The following is a 23,581-nucleotide window of genomic DNA, read 5'->3' on the forward strand; positions in this document are numbered from 1 at the left end:
CCACCGCAACCGCGGTGGCGTTTTTGATGGTCAATGCGCCTCGTCCCAGTTCGCCCCACTCTCGGCCTCGACGATCAGCGCCACGTCGAGCTCGGCGGCGGCCTGCATGCGCGCCTTCACCTCGTCGATGAAGGCCTCGACCTGTGCCTCGGCCACCTCGAACACCAGCTCGTCGTGGACCTGCATCACCATCACGGCGTCGAAGGCCTCGCCGGCGAGCCAGGCGTCCACGTCGATCATGGCGCGCTTGATGATGTCCGCCGCGGTGCCCTGCATGGGCGCGTTGATGGCGGTGCGCTCGGCGCCCTGGCGGCGCGCGCGGTTCTGGGAGTGGATCTCCGGCAGGTAGAGGCGCCGGCCGAACACCGTCTCGACGAAGCCGTCCTCGGCGGCCTGGGCGCGGATGCGCTCCATGTAGCGGGCGACGCCCGGATAGCGGTCGAAGTAGCGATCGATGTAGGTCCTGGCCTGGCTCTGCTCGATGTTGAGCTGGCGGCCGAGTCCCCAGGCGCTCATGCCGTAGATCAGCCCGAAGTTGATCGCCTTGGCGCTGCGGCGCTGGTCCGGCGTGACCCTGTCGAGCCCTACGCCGAACACCTCGGCGGCGGTGGCGGCGTGGATGTCGCGGCCCTCGGCGAAGGCCTCGAGCAGCCCCTTGTCGCCGGAGAGGTGCGCCATGATGCGCAGCTCGATCTGGGAGTAGTCGGCGGCGACGATGCGGTAGCCCGGCCGGGCCACGAAGGCCTGGCGGATGCGCCGCCCCTCCTCGGTGCGGATGGGGATGTTCTGCAGGTTGGGATCCGACGAGGAGAGCCGGCCGGTGGCCGTGACCGCCTGGTGGTAGCTGGTGTGCAGGCGCCCGGTGGCCTTGTTGACCAGCCGCGGCAGCTTGTCGGTGTAGGTGGACTTCAGCTTGGCGAGCCCGCGGTGCTCGATGAGCACCTTGGGCAGCGGGTAGTCCAGCGCCAGCTCCTCGAGCACCGCCTCGGCGGTGGAGGGCGCCCCTTTGGGGGTCTTCTTGATCACCGGGATCTTCTGCTCCTCGAAGAGGATCTGGCCGAGCTGCTTGGGCGAGCCGAGGTTGAACTCGCGACCGGCGAGCTCATGCGCGCGGCTTTCCAGCTCGCGGATGCGGGTCTCGAGCTCCTGGCTCTGGGCGTGCAGCCGCTCGGGGTCCAGCGCCACGCCGGTGCGCTCCATGCGCGAGAGCACCGGGATCAGCGGCCGCTCGAGGGTGTCGAGGACCTCGGCCAGGCGCCCCTCGGCCTCGACCCGCGGCCGCAGCAGCCGGTGCAGGCGCAGGGTGATGTCGACGTCCTCGCAGGCGTAGGGCGCGGCCTGCTCCAGGGCGATCTGGTTGAAGGTGAGCTGCTTGGCGCCCTTGCCGGCGATCTCCTCGAAGGAGACCGTCTTCTCGCCCAGGTACTTCAGCGCCAGCGAGTCCATGTCGTGGCGGGTCGCCGTGGAGTCGAGCACGTAGGACGCCAGCATGGTGTCCTCCAGCGGCCCGGCCACCGCGATGCCGTGATTGGCCAGCACCGAGATGTCGTACTTGAGGTTCTGGCCGATCTTGGTGCGGCGCTCGTCCTCCCAGAGCGGGCGCAGGGCCTCGAGCACGGCGTCGCGGTCGAGCTGCGCCGGGGCGTCGAGGTAGTCGTGGGCGAGCGGGATGTAGGCCGCCTCGCCCGGTTCGAGGGCGAGCCCGACGCCGACCACCTGGGCCTCCATGTAGTTGAGGCTGGTGGTCTCCAGGTCGAAGCAGAAGGCCTCCGCCTCCTCGAGGCGCGCGAGCCAGGCGTCGAGTTCGGCCTGCTCGAGGATGACGTGATCCTCGCGCCGGTTGCCCTCGCCCGCCGCGTTCTCGCCGCCCTCGTCGCTCGCACCGCCCGCGGCCGGCGCCGGGGTGCCGCCGGCGACGTCGTCGACGCCCTCGTGGCGGCCCTCCAGCAGCTCCGAGAGCCAGCCCTGGAACTCCAGCCGGCGATAGAGCGCGACCAGCGCCTCGCGGTCGGGGTGGGCGATGTCCAGGTCGTCGAGGCCCACCGGCAGCTCGCAGTCGGTCTTGATGGTGGCAAGCTCATGGGAGAGGAAGGCCTGGTCGCGGTGCTCCTCGAGCTTCTTGGGCAGCGTCTTGGCGCCGCGAAAGCCCAGGGTCTTGACCTTCTCCAGGTCGCCGTAGACGGTCTCGAGCCCGCCCTCCATGCCCTGCAGGAGGCCCAGCGCCGTCTTCTCGCCGACGCCCGGCACGCCGGGGATGTTGTCGACCTTGTCGCCCATCAGCGCCAGGAAGTCGATGATCCGCTCCGGGGGCAGGCCGAACTTCTCCTCGACGCCGGCGACGTCCAGGGTCTCGTCCTTCATGGTGTTAACCAGGGTGATATGAGCGTTGACCAGCTGGGCCATATCCTTGTCGCCGGTGGAGATCACCGCGTCGCGGCCGGCCTCGGTGGCGCGCCTCGCCAGGGTCCCGATGACGTCGTCGGCCTCCACCCCCTCGATGCACAGGAGCGGCAGCCCCAGCGCGCGCACGCAGTCGTGCAGCGGCGTCACCTGGGAGCGCAGGTCGTCGGGCATCGGCGGGCGATGGGCCTTGTACTCCTCGAACAGCTCATCGCGGAAGGTCTTGCCGGGGGCGTCGAAGACCACCGCCATGGGGCTGTCGGGATAGTCCTTGATCAGCCGCTTGAGCATGTTGAGCACCCCCTTGATCGCCCCGGTGGGCTGCCCCTCGGAGGTGGTCAGCGGCGGCAGGGCGTGGAAGGCGCGGTAGAGATAGGAAGAACCGTCGACGAGAACGATGGGCGTGTCGGCCATGTATCGGCATCCATTGAGGCGTGGCATAAGTAAGGAGTGACTGGCCATCCATGATACGCATTGCCGCCGGGTTTTGCCGCGGATGGTAGGCCACACGGCCACGAGCCCTTACACTGGAGTGACCACCGGGGCGGCCGAGGTGGATCGATCGTGGAGGCGGCCCCGTTTCCCTCGGTACTGGAGGCCATCATGAAGAAGATCCTGCGCAGCGACGCGCCCGCCCTGGGGCTCGGCCTTGTCCTGGCTACCGTCCTGGCGCTCCTTGTCAGCGCCGGCGCGCTCGCCCAGTCGGCCGGCGACCTCGAGCCGGACATCACCATTCGCGAGGAGGAGGATCGCACCATCCGCGAGTACCGGGTCAACGGCGAGCTCTACGCCATCGAGATCCAGCCCTCCGCCGGCCCCTCCTACTACCTCGTCGACCACGACGGCGACGGCGACTTCGAGCGCCGCGAGGGAGACCGCATCGCCGTGCCCCAGTGGGTGCTGAAGACCTTCTGATCCCCAGGCCGCCCCGCCGCGGCCTCCTGGCCTCGCCAACTCTCCCGCCGCGGTCGGGGCGCGTGCATCGGAGGGCCAAGTCGCTACAATAGGCGGCTTGGCATTTCCCGGGCGAGAGACACATGGCCGTATTCACACCGCTTACCGACCCTCAGGTCGCCGAGTTCCTCAGCCGCTTCGACGCGGGCTCGCTGGTCTCCGTCGAGGGCGTGCCCGCCGGCACCGAGAACAGCACCTTCTTCGTCACCACCGACCGACGCGAGCTGGTGCTGACCCTGTTCGAGCAGGGCGAGCACGAGGAGCTGCCGTTCTTCGTCGACCTGCTCGACTACCTGGACGAGCACCGCCTGCCGGTCCCGGGTCCCCTCCACGATCGCGACGGCGTGGCCCTGCACACCCTGGCCGGCAAGCCGGCGCTGCTGTTCCCCCGGCTGCCCGGCAAGCACCCCAAGGCGCCGAACCTCGCCCAGTGCCGCGAACTGGGCGACGCCCTGGGGCGCATGCACGCGGTCTCCCGGCACTTCCCCGGCCACCGCCCCAATCCCCGGGACCTGCACTGGCTGCTGCCCATGCACCACAAGGTACTGGTCTACCTGTCACCCGAGGACCAGGCGCTGATGAAGGACGAGGTGGAGACCTACCAGGGCTACTTCGGCGACGCGCCGGACCTGCCCCAGGGGGCCCTTCACGGCGATCTGTTCCGCGACAACACCCTGTTCGACGGGGATCGCCTGGGCGGACTGATCGACTTCTACAACGGCTGTACCGGCGACCTGCTGTTCGACCTGGCCATCGTCGTCAACGACTGGGCCACCGAGCCCGACGGCCGCCTGGACCCGGCCCGCCACGACGCCCTGCTCGGCGCCTACCTGGCCCGTCGGCCGCTCACCGCCGCCGAGCGCGATGCCTGGCCGATGATGCTGCGCCTGACCGCGCTGCGCTACTGGCTCTCCCGGCTGCTGGTGGTCTACGTCGATCCGCCGGCCCACGACCTCACCCCCCACGACCCCGACCAGTTCCGCACCGTCCTCGAGGCGCGCCTGGCGCACGGTGCCCTGCCGCTACCGGAAGGAGACGCATGAGTCAGCCCAAGAGCAAGGCCGGACCGGCCCAGCGAGCGCGCCGCACCTGGAACATCGACCAGTGGGGCAGCGGCTACTTCGACGTCAACGACGACGGCCAGGCCCTGGTGCGCCCGCTGGGCAGCGACGACGACGGCCCCGCCCTGCCCCTGCAGCCGCTGGTCCACAAGCTGCGCGAGGCCGGCCTGCGCCTGCCGGTGCTGGTGCGCTTCACCGACATCCTGCACGACCGGGTCGAGCAGCTCTGCGCCGCCTTCGACACCGCCATGCAGGAGGAGGCCTTCTCGGGCGGCTACACCGCCGTCTACCCGATCAAGGTCAACCAGCAGCGCCGGGTGGTCGAGTCGATCCTCGGCACCTACGAGCGCGGCCGCGGCCGCGTCGGCCTCGAGGCCGGCAGCAAGCCGGAGCTGCTGGCCGTGCTCGCGCTCTCCGCCGACGGCTCCTCGCTGATCGTCTGCAACGGCTACAAGGATCGCGAGTACATCCGCCTGGCGCTGATGGGCGAGAAGATCGGCCACCGGGTCTACCTGGTGGTGGAGAAGCTCTCGGAGCTGCCGCTGATCCTCGAGGAGGCGCGCCGCCTCGGCGTCACCCCGCGCATCGGCCTGCGCGCCCGGCTCTCCTCGGTGGGCCGCGGCCGCTGGCAGGACACCGGCGGCGAGAAGTCGAAGTTCGGCCTCACCGCCAGCCAGATCCTCAGCGTGGTGGCGCAGCTGCGCGAGGCCGATGCCCTGGAGAGCCTGCAGCTGGTGCACTTCCACCTCGGCTCGCAGATCGCCAACATCCGCGACATCCAGCGCGGCCTGCGCGAGTGCGCCCGCTTCTACCAGAGCCTGGTGGAACTGGGCGCCCCGGTGGACACCGTGGACGTCGGCGGGGGTCTCGGCATCGACTACGAGGGCACCCGCTCCAGGAGCTTCTGCTCCGCCAACTACTCCATGCTCGAGTACGCCCGCAACGTGGTGGCGGCCTTCGCCCAGGCCTGCGCCGAGCAGGAGCTGCCCCAGCCGCACATCATCAGCGAGTCCGGCCGCGCCCTGACCGCCCACCACGCGGTGCTGATTTCCAACGTGATCGGCGAGGAGCGGGTCAGCCACCTCTCACCCGAGCGGCGGGTGAAGGACGAGCCCCAGGTCGACGAGCTGTGGCGGGTCCACGACCTGCTCCACGAGCGCGCCGAACCCCGCGGCCTGGTGGAGGCCTGGCACGACCTGGTGCACGCCATGGGCGACCTCCAGGAGCGCTTCGTGATCGGCATGACCGACATCGACGCCCGTGCCGAGGGCGAGAGCGTCTACTTCGCCGCCTGCGCGCGGCTGCGCGGCCTGCTCGACAACCGCAACCGCGCCCACCGCGAGATCAGCGACGAACTGGCCGAGAAGCTCGCCGACAAGCTGTTCGTCAACTTCTCGCTGTTCCAGTCGGTGCCCGACGTCTGGGGCATCCAGCAGATCTTCCCGGTGCTGCCGCTGGAGGGCCTGCACCGCGGCCCCGAGCGGCGCGGCGTGATCCAGGACATCACCTGCGACTCCGACGGGCGCATCGACGGCTACGTCGACGGCCAGGGGGTCGAGACCACCCTGCCGCTGCCCGAGTGGCGCGAGGGCGAGGAGAAGCTGCTGGGCTTCTTCCTGGTGGGCGCCTACCAGGAGATCCTCGGCGACCTGCACAACCTGTTCGGCGACACCGACTCCGTGGACGCGGCCCTGACCGCCGACGGCGAGTGGTCGATCAGCCAGGCCCAGCAGGGCGATCGGGTCTCCGATGTGCTGGGCTACGTCAACTTCGACGTCTCGACCCTGCGCGACCACCTCGCCGAGCAGCTCGCCCGCAGCGGCCTCGACGGGGCCCAGCAGCGGGCCTTCCTCGACGACCTCTCCGACGGGCTCGACGGCTACACCTACCTCGAATAGGTAGGTACCGGCCTGGCGCCGATCGCCCCTAGACGACCACGCCCCGCGGCCTCGGCCGCGGGGCGTTGTCATGTCAGGGCGTTGTCGTTGTTAGCGACGTCGCGCTCGCTCAGTCCACCACGCGGGTCGTGACCGCGAGGCCGCCGTCAAGCGAGAAGGCGAGCGTGGCGCCCCGGGGCAGCGGACCGACGCCGGCCGGGGTGCCGGTGATCACCACGTCGCCGGGCTCCAGGGTGAAGTGGCGGCTCATCTGGGCCAGCAGCGCCGGCACAGGGAAGAGCATGTCCGCGCCCCGGCCGTGCTGGCGGGCCTCGCCGTCCACCTCGAGGGTGAAGGCGAGCGACGCCCAGTCCGGGACCTCGGTCAGTGGCAGGAAGGCCGAGAGCGGGCAGGCGCCGTCGAAGGCCTTGGCGACCTCCCAGGGATGCCCCTTCGCCTTCAGGCCCGCCTGGACATCGCGCAGGGTCAGGTCCAGGGCCAGCCCGAGGCCGGCCACGCCACGCTCGGCCTGCTCCGGCGTGGCGCTCGAGAGCGTCTCGCCGATCAGCAGCGCCAGCTCCGTCTCGTAGTGCACCTCGCCCCGGGCGAAGGGCGCCTTGATCGGCGCCTCCAGCGCCACGGCGGCGGTCGCCGGCTTGATGAACAGCAGCGGCTCGCTCGGCACCGGGTTGTCCAGCTCCCGGGCGTGCTCGGCGTAGTTGCGGCCGACGCAGACGATCTTGCCGAGCGGCTCGGCGAACGGCCGGCCATCGGTGAAACGGGGCACGAAGCGCATGGGGACTCCTCTCCTTCTCGTGGGTGCCGGGGCGGTCGAACGACCGGCATTTCAGTCTACCGAAGCCGGCCCCGGGGTCCAGCGCCGCCCGATCGAGCACGCCTCGTCATCACGCAACTGAAAGAATCCGCGGCTAGGGTAGGCACATCACGCCTCGAGTCGTGAGCCCAGGATCCGGAAGACCAGCGCATGTTTAGCTCGCCTGCGGGCGAGCTCTTTTTTGGCTGAAGAAAGGCGGGAAGAAGGCGGGAAGGAAGCGGCGTGATCACAAAGTGGATACGCACAAAAAAACCGCCTTCGAGGGCGGTTGCTTGTATGCTGCGACTCATTTTCCCGATGCTTCTATGGTGCCGGCACCAGGAGTCGAACCCGGGACCTACTGATTACAAGTCAGTTGCTCTACCAACTGAGCTATGCCGGCGCGGGAACCGACTCGAGTCACAGAATCGGAAACAGGGTTGACGTGGCTGGGGTAGCAGGATTCGAACCTGCGCATGCCGATACCAAAAACCGGTGCCTTACCGCTTGGCTATACCCCAGCATTATGGTGGCCAGAGACGGAATCGAACCGCCGACACGGGGATTTTCAATCCCCTGCTCTACCAACTGAGCTATCTGGCCCCTCGCCAACGGTGCGTATTAAACCGCACTGGCCCGCCGCCGTCAACTCTTTTTGATTCAGAAAGTTGGAAGGCAGTCGCGGGCCCCGTCGCGCCTACTGCTCGGGCGGCACGTAGCCCTCGGCCTGGTCGGTTTCCCGGTTGTCGAGGAAGCGCTCCATCTGCTCCATCAGGTACTCCCGGGAGGCGGCGTCGAGCATGTTGAGGTGCTTCTCGTTGATCAGGCGGGTCTGCAGCGCCTGCCACTCCTCCCAGGCCCGCTTCGAGACGCTGGCCTGGATCTCCTGGCCCTTCTTGCCCGGCAGCGGCGGGAACGGCAGGGCCTCCATCTCCTTCTGGTACTTGCGGCAGAACACGATCTGGCTCATCGGGACTCTCCTCGTGCGGGCTCAGGGCCCGGCGGTGGTGGTCAGGGCAAAGGGGGCCAGCGACTCCAGCAGCGCCTTGACCGGCGCCGCCAGGCCGATGCTGGCGGGATCGGCGGGATCGTACCAGCGGCGCGCCTCGCCCACCGAATCCAGCCGGGCGATGCGCGCCGGCTGCGGGGTAATCTCGAGGCGGAAGTGGCTGAAGACGTGGGTGAAGGGCGTCCAGGCCGCGTCGAGCTCGCTGCCCGGCGCATGGACGGCCAGCCAGGCCGCCAGGGCCTCGCGATCGTCGAACTGGGGCAGGCTCCAGAGCCCGCCCCACAGGCCGCTGGCGGGGCGCTGCTCGAGCAGCACGCGCCCCTCGCCGTCCTGCAGCAGCAGCATGGTGGTGGTGCGAGTCGGCACGGCCTTCTTCGGCTTCGACTCGGGGAAGCGCTTCTCCTCGCCGCGGGCATGGGCGAGGCACTCCGCCTCGAAGGGGCAGCGGGCGCAGTCCGGCTGCCCGCGACGGCAGAGGGTCGCTCCCAGGTCCATCATCGCCTGGGTGAAGTCGACCACGCGCGCCTCGGGGGTATAGTGCTCGGCCAGGGCCCAGAGGCGGCGCTCCACCGCCGGCCGCCCCGGCCAGCCCTCCACGGCGTGCAGGCGCGTCAGCACCCGCTTAACGTTGCCGTCGAGGATCACCGCCCGCCGCCCGGTGCTCTGGGCGATGATCGCCCCGGCCGTGGAGCGACCGATACCGGGCAGCGCGGCCATCGCCTCGAGGCTCTCCACCGGAAACGCCCCGCCGTGCTCCTCGACGACGACCCGCGCGGCCTTGTGCAGGTTGCGCCCCCGGGCGTAGTAGCCGAGCCCGGTCCAGAGGTGCAGCACCTCGTCCTGCCCGGCGGCGGCCAGGGTGGCGACGTCGGGGAAGCGCGCCATGAAGCGCTCGAAGTAGGGGATCACCGTGGCGACCTGGGTCTGCTGCAGCATGATCTCCGAGACCCATACCCGGTAGGGACTGCGATCCTGCTGCCAGGGCAGGTCGTGGCGGCCGTGCTCGTCGAACCATGCGAGCAGGCGCTGCTGGAAGCGTTCGGGGGGCAGGATGGCGGGCGGCATCTCGCTCATGGACTCTCTCAACGACTATTTCGACGGATCGCTCGACACGATGCTCTCAGGGCACGAAAAAAAGCGCCGACTGGGGAAGTCGGCGCAGGGACTGGTCTAGGTCTTGCTCAATTGAAGAGACCTTCCAGGGCGTTGCGAAGTTCCCGGCCGGCCTCCTCGCCGAGGCGCTCGTCGATCTTCTCGACGGCGCCCTCGAGACGCTCCTCGACCTTCTCTCCGGCCCGCCGGGTGGCCTCGTCGCGCAGCAGCCCGGCGAGGGTGCCCTGGAAGGCCTCGCGGTCGAAGCGGCACCACTCGGCGCTGTCGCCCCCGAGGGTACCGTCGCAGCGCACCGGCAGCGGCACCCGCGCCAGCCGCGGGTTGACCTCGCAGGGCGCATTGTCGGCGTCCACCAGGCGTACCGCGGCGCGCAGGTCGAACTGCTCGCTGACCAGGTCGATGCGACCTTCGCCGTCGACCCGCATGCCGGGCAGGGTGACCAGCAGGTCGTCGCTTGTCACCTCGCCCTCGTCCAGGGTCAGGCCGGCGCGGATCCGCTCGAAGCGTGTCTGATCGGCCCATTCGCGGTCGAGGGTCTTGCCCTGCAGGGTGGCCGCCGCCGTGCAGAGCTCCTCGCCGACGTTGAGCTCGTTGAAGGCGCCCTCGTCGATGCGCGTCTCGAGGCGGCCGCTCAGGTGGCGCCGGAGCTCCAGCAGGGAGTTGCCGCGACTGGTCAGCTCGCCCTCGCCGCTGAAGCGCCCGCTCAGGGGCGAGGGCGCCTCGTCCCGGGCCTCGAGCAGCGACTCGAGGCGCACCCGCTCGGCCCTGGGCGCGAGCTGCCAGCGGATCGGGCTCTCGCGCAGGTCGAGGGCACCGTCGGCGGCCAGGCTCCCCTCGTAGAAGCGGGAGGTGAAGTCGACCAGGCGATGACGGCCGTCGCGCCCCTCGAGGGTCAGGTCGACGTCCTGGAAGTCCAGCCCCGCGAGGCGCAGCTGCCCCAGGGCGAGATGGGCGTCGAGGTCGAGCTCGGCGAGCCAGGAGGCGGGCACCAGCGTCTCCTCCGCCTGGGCGTGGGCGCGGCGGATGCCCGGCAGCCGCCAGCGCGAGGCGGCGTCGTCGGCGACGCCTGCCGGCGGCAGGTAGCCGTCCAGGTCGAGACGATCCCCCTGCAGGTCGGCGGCGAGCAGGCCGCCGTCGAAGCGCCCCGCCAGGCGGCCGGTGAAAGTGGCGTCGTCGAGCACCAGGGTCAGGCCGGCGAGCTCGAAGCGCTCGAGATCGCCGCTGACCGGGCTGGTCAGCGCCACGTCGCTGAGGGCCTGGCCGTTGGCCATGGGCGGCATCGCCGCGAAGCGCGCAAGCCAGGGGCGCAGCGACAGCGGCGTCAGGCGCAGCTGGCCGGTATAGGCCGGCGCCCCGCCGAGGTCTCTGAGGTTGAGGTTGCCGTTGAGCTTGAGGGCGTCGGGGCCGGTCAGCTCCAGCTCGCGCAGGCGGGCGCTCTGGGCGTCGAGGTCGGCGTCCAGCGTGAAGGCGAGCGACAGCGGCAGGGGCTTCTCGCCCAGGCGCGGGTGATGGAGGCTGGCGTCGAGGGCGCCCTCGTCCAGCTGCACGCTGCCCTCGCCGAGGTTCAACACCATCCGCTCGCCCTGCAGGTTGAGTTTCTGCTCGTTGGCGAGGCTGGCCAGGCGGTTGACCGTCTTGAGGCTCAGCCCCTCCAGCACGTGCCGCCCCTCGGCGAGCCCCAGGTCGACCCGGGTCTCGAGGGAGACGTCGCTGAGCAGGCGCGGCTCGGTCGGCGTATCCCGCTCGTCGAGGCCGTCGTGCAGCCGCAGGCGGAAGGAGGAGGTAAGCGGGAAGGCGCTGCCGGGGTTGACATTGCTGCCGCGCACCTCGAGGGCCTCGAGGCGCAGCTCGCGGTCGGCCTGGGCGTCGCGGAAGTGCACCTCGCCGCGGCGCACCTGAACGCTGGCGATGTTGAGGGCCACCGAGAGGCCCTTGCCGCCGTCCGGGGCGGGGCCGGCACTGGCCGGCGCCAGGGCGGCCTCGGCCTGCTCGCCGCGCTCGCCCAGCCGCTCGAGGATCACCTCCCAGTTGCCCTGGCCCTGGGCGTCGCGCTCGAGGTCGAGATAGAGGTCGTCGAGGGTCAGGCCGTCGATGGCGATCTCGCCGCGCAGCAGCGGTGCGAAGGCAAGGCTGACCTCGGCATGGGAGAGCGCGGCGAAGGGCGCCGAATCGTCGGCCTGGTCGGGCAGCCGGGCCTCGGCCTGCTGCACGCCGACCCCCAGCCGGGGATAGAAGGACCAGGAGAGCGGGCCGTCCAGGGTCAGCTCGAGCCCGCTGTGCTCGCGCACGACCTCGACCAGGCGCGGCTTGAGGTCATCGGGATCGAAGAAGGTGGTGACATAGACCACGGCACCGACCATCACCAGGCCGAGGACACCGATCGCGGCAAGCAGGGTGCGCAGCAGGCGCTTCATCGGTCACCTCCCTGTGACCAGAGGTTGAGTTCGAAGTAGTCCCCGTCCTGGGTGAGCCGATAGCCGAGCCGCGAGAGCAAGAGCTGGTCGGCCATGGGCAGCTGGGAAGAGACGGCGAAGAGGCGGCGCCCCTCGGCGTGGGCGGCCTCGCTGACCAGCGCCAGCAGGCGCGAGCCGACGCCGCGGCGGCGCGTGGTCTTGCGCACGCAGAGGTTCGACAGCCACCAGGCGTTCTGGTCGAGCTTCACCGCCACGGCGCCCAGCAGCCGGTCGTTGAAGCGGGCACAGCTGAACAGGTGGCCGCCGGCCAGGTGTTCGCGAATGAAGTCATCCACGGGGAGGGGGAGGCGCTCGGGGGGCGCGTCCGTGAAGATGCGTGCAAGGTCGAGACGTATCTGGGCATCCGCTTCCCAGGCGTCCTGGTCGACCTGTTGCAGGGTCACCGGCATGCGTGGATCTCCTTGAGGCCGGGGCGGAAGGCGTGCCGCCACTGTCATGGGCCGCATTGTAGCGGATGGGGTGAGCGATTCACTATAATGGCAGGCTCTCGGCGTCCGGCACAGCGCACGACGCCCCTTCGTATTATGGCCGGCGGGCATCCCCGGCCCCCTCGACACGCGCCCAGGCGCGGGAGATCCGACATGTCCGAGCGTATCGCCACGGTCACCCGGAACACCCGGGAAACCCAGATCACGGTGACCATCAACCTCGACGGCGAGGGGCGCCTGGCCTGCGAGACCGGGGTGCCCTTCCTCGACCACATGCTCGACCAGGTGGCGCGCCACGGCCTGATCGACCTGGACATCGCGTGCCAGGGCGACCTGCACATCGACGATCACCACACCGTCGAGGACATCGGCATCACCCTGGGCCAGGCCTTCCACCAGGCGATCGGCGACAAGCGTGGCATCTACCGCTACGGCCACGCCTACGTGCCCCTGGACGAGGCGCTCTCCAGGGTGGTGGTGGACTTCTCCGGCCGCCCGGGGCTGAGCATGGACGTGGAGTTCACCCGCGCCAGCATCGGCCGCCTGGACACCCAGCTGTTCTGGGAGTTCTTCCAGGGCTTCGTCAACCACGCCCGGGTGACCCTGCACGTCGACAACCTGAAGGGCTTCAACGCCCACCATCAGGCGGAAACCATCTTCAAGGCCTTCGGCCGCGCCCTGCGCATGGCCGTGGAGCAAGACCCGCGCATGGCGGGCCAGATGCCGTCCACCAAGGGCAGCCTCTGAGGCCGCCACACGAACAACACGAGGAGCGTCCCATGACCATTGCCGTCATCGACTACGGAATGGGCAACCTGCATTCCGTCGCCAAGGCACTGGAGCACGTCACTCACGAGAACGTGGTCGTGACGCGGGATGCCCGTCGCATCCGCGGCGCCACCCGCCTGGTCCTGCCCGGCCAGGGCGCCATCCGCGACTGCATGGGCGAGCTGGAGAAGACCGAGCTTCGTGGCCTGGTCGAGGAGCTGCTCGCCGCCCAGGAGAAGCCGCTGCTCGGCATCTGCGTCGGCCAGCAGATGCTGCTCGACCACAGCGAGGAGAACGGCGGCATCGGCTGCCTGGGCTTCCTGCGCGGCGAGGTGAAGAAGTTTCCCGCCGACATGCGCGACGACATGGACCATCGCCTCAAGGTGCCGCACATGGGCTGGAACCTGGTGCACCAGCACCACGACCACCCGCTATGGGCGGGCATCGACCAGGACGAGCACTTCTATTTCGTGCACAGCTACTACGTCGAGGCAGCCGACGACGCCACGGTGTTCGGCACCACCGACTACGGCCGGGTGAGCGCCCACGTGGCCGTCGGCCGCGACGCCACCTTCGCCGTGCAGTTCCACCCGGAGAAGAGCTCCCGGGCCGGCCTCCAGCTGCTGGAGAACTTCGTGCAGTGGACGCCCTGAGCGGCGCCACGGCCTGAGCACGGTTCCGACGATCGCCGATTGACGACAACAAGGGCGCGCAGGCGCCGAATGGAGACCCGACACATGCTGGTAATTCCCGCCATCGACCTCAAGGACGGCCAGTGCGTGCGCCTCAAGCAGGGACGCATGGACGATGCCACCACCTACGGCGATGATCCGGTCGCCATGGCCGCCCGCTGGGTCGAGGCCGGCGCCCGCCGCCTGCACCTGGTCGACCTCAACGGCGCCTTCGAGGGCGAGCCGGTCAACGGCGAGGCGGTCACCGCCATCGCCCGCGCCTACCCGGACCTGCCGATCCAGATCGGCGGCGGCATCCGCTCCGCCGCCACCATCGAGCACTACCTCGAGGCCGGGGTCTCCTACGTGATCATCGGCACCAAGGCGGTCAAGGAGCCGACCTTCGTCGGCGAGATGTGCCGTGCCTTCCCGGGCCACGTGATCGTCGGCCTGGACGCCCGGGACGGCTTCGTCGCCACCGACGGCTGGGCCGAGGTCTCCACGGTCAAGGCCACCGAGCTCGCCAAGCGCTTCGCCGACGACGGGGTCTCCTCCATCGTCTACACCGACATCGCCCGCGACGGCATGATGCAGGGCGTCAACGTCGAGGCCACCGCCGAGCTCGCCCGCGAGGGCGGCCTGCCGGTGATCGCCTCCGGCGGCGTCACCGACCTCGAGGACCTGCGGTCGCTGGCCAAGGTGGCCGACGACGGCATCCTCGGCGCCATCACCGGCCGGGCCATCTACGAGGGCAGCCTCGACGTGGCCGAGGCCCAGCGGCTGTGCGACGCGCTCAGCCAGAAGGGGGGCTGATCCATGGGACTCGCCAAGCGCATCATCCCGTGCCTGGACGTCGACGCCGGCCGCGTGGTCAAGGGCGTCAACTTCATCGGCATCCGCGACGCCGGTGACCCGGTGGAGATCGCCCAGCGCTACAACCAGCAGGGCGCCGACGAGATTACCTTCCTCGACATCACGGCGAGCCACGAGGACCGCGACACCACGGTGGAGATGGTCGAGCGTATCGCCGGCGAGGTGTTCATCCCGCTCACCGTGGGCGGCGGCATCCGCACCTGCGACGACATCCGCACCATGCTCAACGCCGGCGCCGACAAGGTGTCGATCAACACCGCCGCGGTGACCAATCCCGACTTCGTGCACGAGGCCGCCGAGCGCTTCGGCAGCCAGTGCATCGTGGTGGCCATCGACGCCAAGAAGGTCTCCGCCGAGGGCGAGCCCGAGCGCTGGGAGATCTTCACCCACGGCGGGCGCCGCCCCACCGGCCTCGACGCCGTGGAGTGGGCGAAGAAGATGGTGGCCTACGGTGCCGGCGAGCTGCTGCTGACCAGCATGGACCGCGACGGCACCAAGGCCGGCTTCGACCTGGGCGTGACTCGGGCCATCGCCGAGGCCGTGAGCGTGCCGGTGATCGCCTCCGGTGGCGTCGGCAACCTCGACCACCTGGTGGATGGCGTCCTCGAGGGCGGCGCCGACGCGGTGCTGGCGGCCAGCATCTTCCACTTTGGCGAGTACACCATCCCCGAGGCCAAGCGGTACATGGCCGAGCGGGGGATCGAGATGCGGCTGTAGTGCTCGAATGAGATGAGCGCCGGGGGCAAGGCGGAGCGAGGGTCTTTTGACCAGGGACGTCAAAAGTAGCGCCCAAGGACGGGTTCACAGCGCCCTCGCGAAGGCTTGACGCCGGATAAGCTCATCGTCTCTCGCTTGCGACCGACTCAAGACGACAAAGGGCCCGCCAACTGGCGGGCCCTTGGGGTTCTGGTCGATGTGCGGGCGGCTACTCCTCGACGGAGAGCCCCAGGTTGCTGACGCCGTCGTTGCGCCCCAGGCGACGCAGCGCCTTGAGCGCCTCGCGATCGAGCTCGCCCTCCACCGCCTCGAGCACGGCGTCCTGGAAGTCGTTCTCGTCCGCCATCAGCGGATGGTCGCGCACCAGGGCGGCGAGGCGCTCGGCGTCCTCCTCGCCCTCGGTGAGCTCGATGAAGGCGCGCACCCCGCTGCGCGAGGCGCGGCTGACCTCGAGCACCGCCTCGGAGGCCTCGCCGCGCAGGGTGTCGAGGATCGCCGAGAGCGCGACGACCGCCTCCAGCGCCCGCCGGGCGCCGAAGCTGTCGTCCTCGGCGGGGGGCTCCAGCTCGGCGAGCTTATCGGCCTGGCGGTCGAAGTCGATGCGCGCCTCCTTCACCGCCAGCCGCTCCCAGACCAGATCCAGGATCACCCGCAGGCCGTGGGGATCGCCCTGGCCGCTGTTCTCGGCATAGAGGCCCTGACAATAAAAGACATAGTTGGGCAGCAGGCGCTCGCACAGCGCCGCCATGAAGGCCTGCTGGCGACGCGGCTCGAGCCGCTGCAGGCGCTGAAAGAAACCGCTCATGGATTCTCCTTGGAATATCGCTGTCTCAGCATCGTCCCTTCGCTCATGGCTGGACGCAGGCGGGGCTGATCCGGCGACGGCTCTTCGAGGAGGCGCTGTGAATACTTCCCTGTACGCTACCGACGCCATCCCTGGCGTAGGACCTCCTCTACGAGCTATCCCCGGCGCCCCTCCGCTACATCAGGGCCACATACGCGCCGGCGATACCTTTCCCCGCTCATCGAACAGCACGCCCTCGGCCACCAGGCGGCGGCGCTGCTCCTCGGCGCCGCCGTGATCGGCCAGCCGGCGCGAGGCGGTGATGACCCGGAACCAGGGCAGGCCGTGGCCGGCGGGCAGCTCGCGCAGCGCCCGGGCCACCAGCCGCGGCGTGCCGCCCTCGGTCATGGCGGCGATGCGCCCGTAGGTCGTGACCCGTCCCGGCGGGATCTCGGCCAGCACGGTCAGTATCTGTTCCTTGAGGGCCGCGTTCATGTACCCTGCCTTCCCCTGCATTTTGCTGATATTGGCGAGGTCGCCCGCATGCACGTTCACCTGCTTCAGCACAGCCCCTACCAGGGGCCCGGCCGGATCGCCGACTGGCTCGACAGCATGGGACATAGCCACACCGTCTTCCACCTCGATGCGGGCGAGCTGCCGCCGCGGTTCGGCGACGGCGATGCCCTGATCGTGCTCGACGGCCCCGAGGGCCTCGCCGACGAGCGGACCCGCCCCTGGCTCCGGGCGGAGCGCAAGCTGGTGGCCCAGGCGCTGGACGGCCGCAAGCCGCTGCTGGGCATCGGCTACGGCGCCCGGATGATCGCCGAGACCCTCGGCGCGGTCGTCGGCCGGGGCACGGTGGCCGAGACCGGCTGGCACCGGGTGACCCTCGCCCCGCTGACGCCCGTCGACCTGCCGGAGACCTTCGAGGCCTTCATGTGGCACCGCGAGGTCTTCGCCCTGCCCGACTATGCCCTGGCGCTGGGCCAGAGCGAGGCGAGCCCGCTGCAGGGCTTCACCTGGGACGACGGCCGGGTGCTGGCCCTGCTCTGCCACCTGGAGGCCACCGCGGAGAGCGTCGCCGCCCTGCTCGACCACCAGCCGCCGCCCGAGGGCAGCGAGAAGAGCCCCCACGCCCAGGCGCCCGCGGCGATGCTCGACGACCCGAAGCGCTTCGACCGCCTCGCCCCGCTGCTCGACCGGCTGCTGTCCCAGTGGCTGCGCCACGCCGCGCGCTGAGCCTCAGGCCGGCTCTTGCACGGGCCGGTTCGCCTCCCGCGCCTCGGCCGCCCACTCCCGGGCGAACGCCAGGCAGCTCTCCCAGTCGCCCACGTGGAGGAAGTGGCGCTCGGGATGCTTCTCCAGCTGGTGACGGTAGAGCGGATCGTAGTATTCGGTGAGCAGCGGGGCCAGCCAGGCCTCGTGGGCGCTGCTGTTGCCGCGCTCGTGCTCGCGGAAGGCCAGCGCCTGGAGGCGCTGCAGCCGCGCCAGGCGTGCCTGGCCCAGGCGCTTTCTCAGCCGACCGAGGGCCGCGGCGAGCTGCTTGCGCATCAGCGTCCAGCCCAGCCAGTCGCCGAACTGCTGGCGATGGACCTCCCAGAGGTCGTCGATATAGTCCTTGCGGATCTGCTCCAGGCGCCAGTCCAGCGGCATCTCGATGCGGATGCGCGGCGCCTCGAGCATGCCCCCCCAGAAGGTCAGCGGGATGTTGGAGGTGCCGATGCGCCGCGACTCGTCCTCCAGCACCAGCGGCCCGGGCAGGTCCAGCAGCCGGCGGCCCATGGCGTGCTCGAAGTCGATCTGGGTAGGCGCCGGCAGCGGGTGTCGGCCGAAGGCCGAGCCCTTGTGGCGGGCGCACCCCTCGAGGTCGAGCCCCTCCTCCAGGGCCAGGATCAGCGAGGTCTTGGCACAGCCGGTGAGCCCGCCCACCACCAGCTGCGGCTGTTCGGCGGCGGCGTCGATGCGCGCGCAGAGCGCCTGGCGCATGGCCTTCCAGCCCCCGCGGATACGCGGGCGGGTGATGCCGGCATCGGCCAGCCACTGCTGGGCGGTCTGCGAGCGCAGCCCGCCGCGGAAGCAGTAGATGACGGCGTCGGGGTGGGCCTCGACGAGGCGCTGCCAGGCGGCGACCCGGGCGGCCTTGAGGCCGCCGCTTACCAGCCGCTCGCCCAGGGCGATGGCCGCGTCCTGGCCGCGCGCCTTGTACTCGATGCCGACGAGATGACGCTCCTCGTCGTCCATCAGCGGCAGGTTGACGGCGCCGGGCAGCTTCCCCTGGGCGAACTCCACGGGGGCGCGCACGTCGATCAGCACGCGCTCCTGCCGGAGCAGCTCGAGGTCCGGCTCGACCAGCGGCAGGCTCATCCGCGCACCTCGATCAGCGACGACCCGCCGGCCTTGACTACCTCGCCGAAGGGCGTGAGCGCGAGGCCGTGGTCGCGACCGATGCGCTGCACGTCGTCCTCCCAGGAGGGGTGCACCGAGAGCAGCAGGCCGCCGGAGGTCTGCGGGTCGCAGAGCCACTGCCAGTGCGCCTCGTCCATCTCCGGCAGGCTCGCGCCCAGGGCCTCGCGGTTGCGTTGGGTGCCGCCGGGCACCGCCCCCTGGCGGCGATAGGCCTCGGCCTCGGCGAGCCGCGGCAGGCGCCGGAAGTCGACCCGCGCGCCGACGCCGCTGGCCGAGCAGATCTCGGCGAGGTGGCCGGCCAGGCCGAAGCCGGTGACGTCGGTCATGGCGTGCACGCCCTTGACCTTCGCCAGCGCCGTGCCGATGGCGTTGGAGCGCAGCATGGTCGAGCGGGCCAGCTCCTGGTGGCCGGCCTGAAGCAGGCCGCGCTTCTCGGCGGTGGTGAGCAGGCCCACGCCTAGCGGCTTGGTCAAGAACAGCAGGTCGCCGGGCTTCGCGCCCTTGTTGAGCTTGAGGTGCTCGAGATCGACCAGGCCGTTGACCGAGAGGCCGAAGATCGGCTCCGGCGACTCGATAGAGTGGCCGCCGGCCAGCGCCAGCCCGAGCTCGCGGCACACCGCCTGGGCGCCGCCCACCACGTCGCCGGCGACCTCCGCGCCGAGCTTGTCCAGCGGCCAGCCGAGGATGCCCAGCGCCATCACCGGCGTGCCGCCCATGGCGTAGACGTCGCTGATGGCGTTGGTGGCGGCGATGCGCCCGAAGTCGAAGGGATCGTCGACGATGGGCATGAAGAAGTCGGTGGTGGCGATCATGCCGCGCCCGTCGCCCAGGTCATAGACGGCCGCGTCCTCGCGGCCCTGGTTGCCGACGATCAGCCGCGAGTGGCTGCTCCCGGGGCCGGCCTTGGCGAGGATCCCGTCGAGCACGTCGGGGGCGATCTTGCACCCGCAACCGGCGCCGTGGCTGTACTGGGTCAGGCGGATGGCGCTCATCTCGTTCTCCTTGGCGTGTGTCATCGCATTCTACCTCAAGTATGCCGGGGCTAGAGGGCGTCGAGGGCCTCGGCGAGCTTGTCCACGGCGACCACCTCCATCCCCTCGGGGCTGCGCTTGGGGGCGTTGCCCCGGGGCACGATGGCTCGGGTGAAGCCGTGCTTGGCCGCCTCGACGATGCGCTCCTGGCCGCTGGGCACCGGGCGGATCTCGCCGGACAGCCCCACCTCGCCGAACACCACCAGCTCACGGGGCAGCGGCCGGTTCTGCAGGCTGGAGACCACCGCGACCAGCACCGCCAGGTCGGCGCTGGTCTCCAGCACCTTGACCCCGCCGACCACGTTGAGGAAGACGTCCTGGTCGCCGGTGAAGAGCCCGCCGTGGCGGTGCAGCACCGCCAGCAGCATGGCCAGGCGGTTCTGGTCGAGGCCCACGGCGACACGGCGCGGGTTGCCCAGCGCCGACTCGTCGAGCAGCGCCTGCACCTCGACGAGGATCGGCCGGGTGCCCTCCCAGACCACCATCACCAGGCTCCCGGCGCTCTGCTCCTCGTTGCGCGAGAGGAAGATGGCGCTGGGGTTCTTCACCTCCTTCATGCCGTGCTCGAGCATCGCGAACACCCCCAGCTCGTTGACCGCGCCGAAGCGGTTCTTCTGGCCGCGCAGGGTACGGAAGCGCGAGTCGGCCCCGCCCTCGAGCAGCAGCGAGGCATCGATCATGTGCTCGAGCACCTTGGGGCCGGCCAGGCTGCCGTCCTTGGTGACGTGGCCGACCAGCAGCAGCACGGTGTTGGACTGCTTGGCGAAGCGGGTCAGCGCGGCGGCGGACTCGCGCACCTGGGCCACGCCCCCGGGCGCCGAGGCGATGTCCTCCAGGTGCATGGTCTGGATGGAGTCGATGATCAGCACCTCGGGGCGCTCGCGCTCGGCCACGCCGAGGATGGTCTCGACGCTGGTCTCGGCGAGCATCTTCAGGCCCTGGGTGGGCAGCTGCAGGCGATGGGCGCGCATCGCCACCTGGGAGAGCGACTCCTCGCCGGTGACGTAGAGCGAGGACCGTTCCTGGGCGAGCTTGCAGGCGGTCTGCAGCAGCAGGGTCGACTTGCCGGCGCCGGGATGGCCGCCGAGCAGCACCGCGGAGCCCGGCACCAGGCCGCCGCCCAGCACCCGGTCGAACTCCTCGAAGGTCGAGGAGAGCCTCGGCACCTCGCTGAGATCGACGCTGGCCAGGTCGACCACCTCGCGAGAGAGGCTGCCGGCATAGCCGCCGCGCCCGGCGCCGCTCGCCCCGCCGCCCGAGCCCGCCCCGGGGCGCGCGGCGGCCAGGCGCACCTCGCTGAGGGTGTTCCACTCCTGGCAGCTGGTGCACTGGCCCTGCCACTTGCGGTATTCGGCACCGCACTCGGTGCAGACGAAGGCGCTCTTCACTTTGGCCATGGGGCCCTCTCTCCCTCGATGACGGGGCCGCTCGACGACGGCCCGGCTGACAGTCGGGCCATTCTAGCAGCCGCGGGCCGCCGCCGGCGGGGCCCCACGCGGACCGGGCCCGCAACGACGTGGGGCGGCCCTGAGGCCGCCCCGGTACCGCTCGCTCGCCGAATCAGAGACGCTTGAGCTGCAGCATCTCGCTGTTCTGGAAGCGACGCAGGTTGGGATCGATCAACTCCAGCGTCTGGGGATCGACGCGCAGGAAGTAGTAGGTCTGGCCCTCGCCGTCGGGCACGAGCTCATAGACGGTGGCGGAGGGATCCTGCTCGGTGCCCTGCAGGACCTCCCAGTTGCCGGCGTAGTTCTCGTCCGGCGGGTTCTGCGGGTGGGCCCGGTAGGATGCGTCCAGGTCGAAGGTCCGCTCCGCGGCCGCGCCCTGCGCCTCGCCGTTGAGGGTCACGTTGAGGTCGATGCCCTCGCAGTTGCGGCACGGCAGGGTGCCCTGGTAGGTCACCGTGGTCGCTTCCATCTCGGTGGCGGCCTGATCGGTGGGGCCGGTCGCACAGCCGGCCAGCAGCGCGGCGAGGGCAGAGCCGACCAGCAAGGTCCTGATTTGCATGTATGTCCTCCTAACCAATGGGCATGACGCCGTGAGACACGGCTACCTGACTCACAGCATAACCTCTCGTGTGCTCCGCCGACAGCCTCGCCCGGACGCCGGCCTCACCCCGGCGGCTGGACGTGGGTGAAGACCAGGATCAGCACCAGGGGCATGATCAACAGGCTGCCCAGGTTGCCGATCAGCACCAGGGAGGCCACCCGGTGGGGCTCCTGACGATACTGCTCGGCCACGAGGTAGTTCAACACCGCCGGCGGCAGGGCGGCGAAGACCCACAGGGCCGCCGCCTGCAGGCCCGAGAGCTCGAGCCAGACGATCAGCGGCGCGGCGAGCACCAGCCCCGAGAGCGGGCAGAGCAGGGCGCCGAGCAGGCCCGTGCGCCAGTCGCCGAAGTCGATCTCCAGCATGCGCACCCCCAGGGCGAAGAGCATCAGCGGGATGGCGACGCCCCCCAGCATGTGCATCGCCTCCAGCCCCCAGCCCGGCAGCGGCACCCCACCCAGGTTGACGCCGAGTCCAGCGAGGCTCGCCAGCACGATGGGCATGCGCAGCATCCGCCACAGCGGGGTATGCGGGCTGAGCATGTAGAGCCCCACCGAGAAGTGCAGCAGCATCTCGACGATGAACAGCACCACCGCCGCCGGCAGCGCCTGCTCGCCGAAGGCCAGCACCAGCAGCGGCAGGCCCATGTTGCCGGAGTTGTTGAACATCATCGGCGGCAGGAAGGTCTTCGCATCGAGCTTCAGCCACTTCGCCACCGGCCAGAGCAGCAGCCCCGAGCCCAGCACCACCGCGGCCGCCGCCAGGGCGAGCCGGGCGTAGTCCGCGAGCGGCGCCTGGCGGTCGGCCAGCACGGCGAACACCAGTAGGGGCACGAAGAGCTCCATGTTGAGGGTGTTCAGCCCGCGGATGTCCGGCGTGCGAAAGCGGCCGTAGAGGGTGCCGCAGCCCGCGATCAGGAAGACGGGCAGCAGGGTGGCGATGATCTGGGCGGTCATGGCGGGGAATCCGTAGGCGGCGAACAGTCGAACAGGGCGAGCCCCGAGCCTAGCATGGGCGCGGCTTGCGCGGTCGAGGCGCTCGGGTCACCATGAGCTCAGTCCCCACCCCTCGAGCGAGTGATCATGAGCAAGTTCTGGAGCCCTGAGGTTCGCGAGCTGACGCCCTACGTACCGGGAGAGCAGCCCCGCGAGCGGCTGATCAAGCTGAACACCAACGAGAACCCCTACCCGCCGGCCCCGGCCGTCGAGGCGGCCCTGCGCGAGTTTTCCGCCGACCACCTGCGCCGCTACCCGGACCCGACCTCGCTGGCCCTGCGCGAGGCCCTGGCCGAGTCGCTCGGGGTGGAGACCGCCCAGGTCTTCGTCGGCAACGGTTCCGACGAGGTGCTGGCCCTGGCCTTCCAGGCCTTCTTCCGCCAGTCGCGGCCGCTGTCGATGCCGGCCATCTCCTACAGCTTCTATCCGGTCTACTGCCGCCTCTACGGGGTCGAGCGCCGCCCGCACCCGCTGGACGACCAGTGGCGCGTCGACCTCGACGCCTTCCCCGAGGAGGCCGGCGGCGTGATCTTCGCCAATCCCAACGCTCCCACCGGCCACGGCCACGGACGCGAGGCCATCGCCCGGCTGCTCGAGCGGGTCACCGAGTCGGTGGTGCTGGTCGACGAGGCCTACGTGGACTTCGGCGGCGAGAGCGCGGCCCCGCTGGTCGAGCGCTATCCCAACCTGCTGGTCACCGGCACCTTCTCCAAGTCGCGCAGCCTCGCCGGCCTGCGCCTGGGCTACGCCGTGGGCTCACGGGAGCTGATCGAGGGCCTGGAGCGGGTCAAGGACTCCTTCAACTCCTACCCCATCGACAGCCTGGCCAGCGCCCTGGGCATCGCCTCGCTCGGCGATCGCGAGCACTTCGAGGCCTGTCGGGAGGCGGTGATCACCACCCGCGAGCGCACCCGGGGGCGTCTCGAGAGCCTGGGCTTCGAGGCGCTGCCCTCGCAGACCAACTTCCTGCTGGTGAGCCACCCCGAGCACGACGCCGCCCAGCTCTTCGTGGGCCTGCGCGAGCGCGGCGTGCTGGTGCGCCACTTCGACACCGAGGCGCTGCGCGACCACCTGCGCATCTCCATCGGCACGGATGACGAGATGGACAGCCTCATCGAGGCCCTGGAGAGCCTGTGCCGCTGAGCCGGGCCGCCTGC

The 23,581-nt window shown here is 70.4% G+C and carries 22 protein-coding genes and 3 tRNA genes; 9 read left to right on the forward strand and 16 right to left on the reverse strand.

The window, feature by feature from the left end; all coding sequences use genetic code 11:
- Positions 1-30 precede the first annotated feature (30 nt).
- On the reverse strand, positions 31-2,814 hold the full coding sequence (polA, locus tag FIU83_RS15690; RefSeq protein WP_152484915.1) for a DNA polymerase I: 2,784 nt from the start codon (positions 2,812-2,814) through the stop codon (positions 31-33).
- 189 nt (positions 2,815-3,003) lie between these two features.
- On the opposite strand from polA, the gene FIU83_RS15695 reads away from it, so the two are divergent.
- From FIU83_RS15695 to speA, 3 genes are all read left to right on the forward strand, one after another.
- Positions 3,004-3,315 (forward strand): DUF2782 domain-containing protein, encoded by a 312-nt coding sequence (locus FIU83_RS15695; protein WP_152484916.1) that lies wholly within the window; start codon positions 3,004-3,006, stop codon positions 3,313-3,315.
- 122 nt (positions 3,316-3,437) lie between these two features.
- Positions 3,438-4,397, forward strand: a complete 960-nt coding sequence (locus tag FIU83_RS15700) for a homoserine kinase (RefSeq protein WP_152484917.1) — start codon at positions 3,438-3,440, stop codon at positions 4,395-4,397.
- A complete protein-coding gene (gene speA, locus FIU83_RS15705) occupies positions 4,394-6,313 on the forward strand; it encodes a biosynthetic arginine decarboxylase (RefSeq protein ID WP_152484918.1) in 1,920 nt (639 codons plus the stop codon). The genes FIU83_RS15700 and speA overlap by 4 nt, the downstream gene beginning before the upstream one ends.
- 109 nt (positions 6,314-6,422) lie before the next feature.
- Here the strand turns inward: speA and FIU83_RS15710 are convergent, their stop codons facing one another.
- The 8 genes from FIU83_RS15710 to FIU83_RS15745 all read right to left on the reverse strand — a co-directional run bounded on the left by FIU83_RS15710 (position 6,423) and on the right by FIU83_RS15745 (position 12,091).
- Entirely contained in the window at positions 6,423-7,088 is a 666-nt protein-coding gene (locus FIU83_RS15710) for a fumarylacetoacetate hydrolase family protein (protein WP_152484919.1), read from the reverse strand.
- A 345-nt stretch (positions 7,089-7,433) separates the two neighbouring features.
- Positions 7,434-7,509 (reverse strand) — tRNA-Thr (locus FIU83_RS15715).
- 43 nt (positions 7,510-7,552) lie between these two features.
- Positions 7,553-7,627 (reverse strand) — tRNA-Gln (locus FIU83_RS15720).
- A 6-nt stretch (positions 7,628-7,633) separates the two neighbouring features.
- Positions 7,634-7,709 (reverse strand) — tRNA-Phe (locus tag FIU83_RS15725).
- A gap of 94 nt (positions 7,710-7,803) precedes the next feature.
- Entirely contained in the window at positions 7,804-8,076 is a 273-nt protein-coding gene (locus FIU83_RS15730; RefSeq protein ID WP_152484920.1) for an oxidative damage protection protein, read from the reverse strand.
- Between the two features lie 21 nt (positions 8,077-8,097).
- Positions 8,098-9,189 carry an A/G-specific adenine glycosylase gene (mutY, locus tag FIU83_RS15735; protein WP_152484921.1) on the reverse strand — a complete coding sequence of 364 codons (1,092 nt, stop codon included), beginning with the start codon at positions 9,187-9,189 and terminating at the stop codon, positions 8,098-8,100.
- A gap of 107 nt (positions 9,190-9,296) precedes the next feature.
- The gene (locus FIU83_RS15740) at positions 9,297-11,642 is read right to left on the reverse strand and encodes an AsmA family protein (RefSeq protein ID WP_152484922.1); all 2,346 of its coding nucleotides are present in this window, start codon (positions 11,640-11,642) and stop codon (positions 9,297-9,299) included.
- Positions 11,639-12,091: an acetyl-CoA sensor PanZ family protein gene (locus FIU83_RS15745; protein WP_152484923.1), complete on the reverse strand. Its 453-nt coding sequence runs from the start codon at positions 12,089-12,091 to the stop codon at positions 11,639-11,641. The genes FIU83_RS15740 and FIU83_RS15745 overlap by 4 nt, the downstream gene beginning before the upstream one ends.
- A gap of 192 nt (positions 12,092-12,283) precedes the next feature.
- Between FIU83_RS15745 and hisB the strand changes: the two genes are divergently transcribed.
- The 4 genes from hisB (at position 12,284) to hisF (ending at position 15,159) form a co-directional block, all read left to right on the forward strand.
- Positions 12,284-12,877: an imidazoleglycerol-phosphate dehydratase HisB gene (gene hisB, locus FIU83_RS15750; protein ID WP_152484924.1), complete on the forward strand. Its 594-nt coding sequence runs from the start codon at positions 12,284-12,286 to the stop codon at positions 12,875-12,877.
- Positions 12,878-12,909: 32 nt separating this feature from the next.
- Complete coding sequence (gene hisH / locus FIU83_RS15755) at positions 12,910-13,551, forward strand: imidazole glycerol phosphate synthase subunit HisH (RefSeq protein WP_152484925.1); 642 nt, start codon at positions 12,910-12,912, stop codon at positions 13,549-13,551.
- Positions 13,552-13,635: 84 nt separating this feature from the next.
- Positions 13,636-14,382, forward strand: coding sequence for a 1-(5-phosphoribosyl)-5-[(5-phosphoribosylamino)methylideneamino]imidazole-4-carboxamide isomerase (gene hisA, locus FIU83_RS15760; protein WP_152484926.1), 747 nt, complete (start codon positions 13,636-13,638; stop codon positions 14,380-14,382).
- Positions 14,383-14,385: 3 nt separating this feature from the next.
- Positions 14,386-15,159 carry an imidazole glycerol phosphate synthase subunit HisF gene (hisF, locus tag FIU83_RS15765; protein WP_152484927.1) on the forward strand — a complete coding sequence of 258 codons (774 nt, stop codon included), beginning with the start codon at positions 14,386-14,388 and terminating at the stop codon, positions 15,157-15,159.
- A gap of 208 nt (positions 15,160-15,367) precedes the next feature.
- On the opposite strand, the gene FIU83_RS15770 is transcribed toward hisF, so the two are convergent.
- A complete protein-coding gene (locus tag FIU83_RS15770; RefSeq protein WP_152484928.1) occupies positions 15,368-15,964 on the reverse strand; it encodes a YjaG family protein in 597 nt (198 codons plus the stop codon).
- A 180-nt stretch (positions 15,965-16,144) separates the two neighbouring features.
- Positions 16,145-16,438, reverse strand: a complete 294-nt coding sequence (locus FIU83_RS15775) for an MGMT family protein (RefSeq protein WP_152484929.1) — start codon at positions 16,436-16,438, stop codon at positions 16,145-16,147.
- Between the two features lie 48 nt (positions 16,439-16,486).
- On the opposite strand from FIU83_RS15775, the gene FIU83_RS15780 reads away from it, so the two are divergent.
- The gene (locus tag FIU83_RS15780; protein WP_152484930.1) at positions 16,487-17,182 is read left to right on the forward strand and encodes a type 1 glutamine amidotransferase; all 696 of its coding nucleotides are present in this window, start codon (positions 16,487-16,489) and stop codon (positions 17,180-17,182) included.
- A 3-nt stretch (positions 17,183-17,185) separates the two neighbouring features.
- On the opposite strand, the gene mnmH is transcribed toward FIU83_RS15780, so the two are convergent.
- The 5 genes from mnmH to FIU83_RS15805 all read right to left on the reverse strand — a co-directional run bounded on the left by mnmH (position 17,186) and on the right by FIU83_RS15805 (position 22,385).
- Complete coding sequence (gene mnmH / locus FIU83_RS15785) at positions 17,186-18,307, reverse strand: tRNA 2-selenouridine(34) synthase MnmH (RefSeq protein ID WP_152484931.1); 1,122 nt, start codon at positions 18,305-18,307, stop codon at positions 17,186-17,188.
- Entirely contained in the window at positions 18,304-19,341 is a 1,038-nt protein-coding gene (gene selD / locus FIU83_RS15790) for a selenide, water dikinase SelD (RefSeq protein WP_152485407.1), read from the reverse strand. Before selD ends, mnmH begins: the two co-directional genes overlap by 4 nt.
- A 50-nt stretch (positions 19,342-19,391) precedes the next feature.
- Entirely contained in the window at positions 19,392-20,777 is a 1,386-nt protein-coding gene (radA, locus tag FIU83_RS15795) for a DNA repair protein RadA (RefSeq protein ID WP_152484932.1), read from the reverse strand.
- A 163-nt stretch (positions 20,778-20,940) separates the two neighbouring features.
- Complete coding sequence (locus FIU83_RS15800) at positions 20,941-21,387, reverse strand: copper resistance protein NlpE N-terminal domain-containing protein (protein WP_152484933.1); 447 nt, start codon at positions 21,385-21,387, stop codon at positions 20,941-20,943.
- Between the two features lie 104 nt (positions 21,388-21,491).
- A complete protein-coding gene (locus FIU83_RS15805) occupies positions 21,492-22,385 on the reverse strand; it encodes an AEC family transporter (protein WP_152484934.1) in 894 nt (297 codons plus the stop codon).
- A 126-nt stretch (positions 22,386-22,511) separates the two neighbouring features.
- Here FIU83_RS15805 and hisC point away from each other — a divergent pair, with 126 nt between their 5' ends.
- Entirely contained in the window at positions 22,512-23,567 is a 1,056-nt protein-coding gene (gene hisC, locus FIU83_RS15810) for a histidinol-phosphate transaminase (RefSeq protein WP_152484935.1), read from the forward strand.
- The last annotated feature ends 14 nt before the right edge of the window (positions 23,568-23,581 follow it).

The organism is Halomonas sp. THAF5a (assembly GCF_009363755.1).
Classification (GTDB): Bacteria; Pseudomonadota; Gammaproteobacteria; order Pseudomonadales; family Halomonadaceae; genus Halomonas.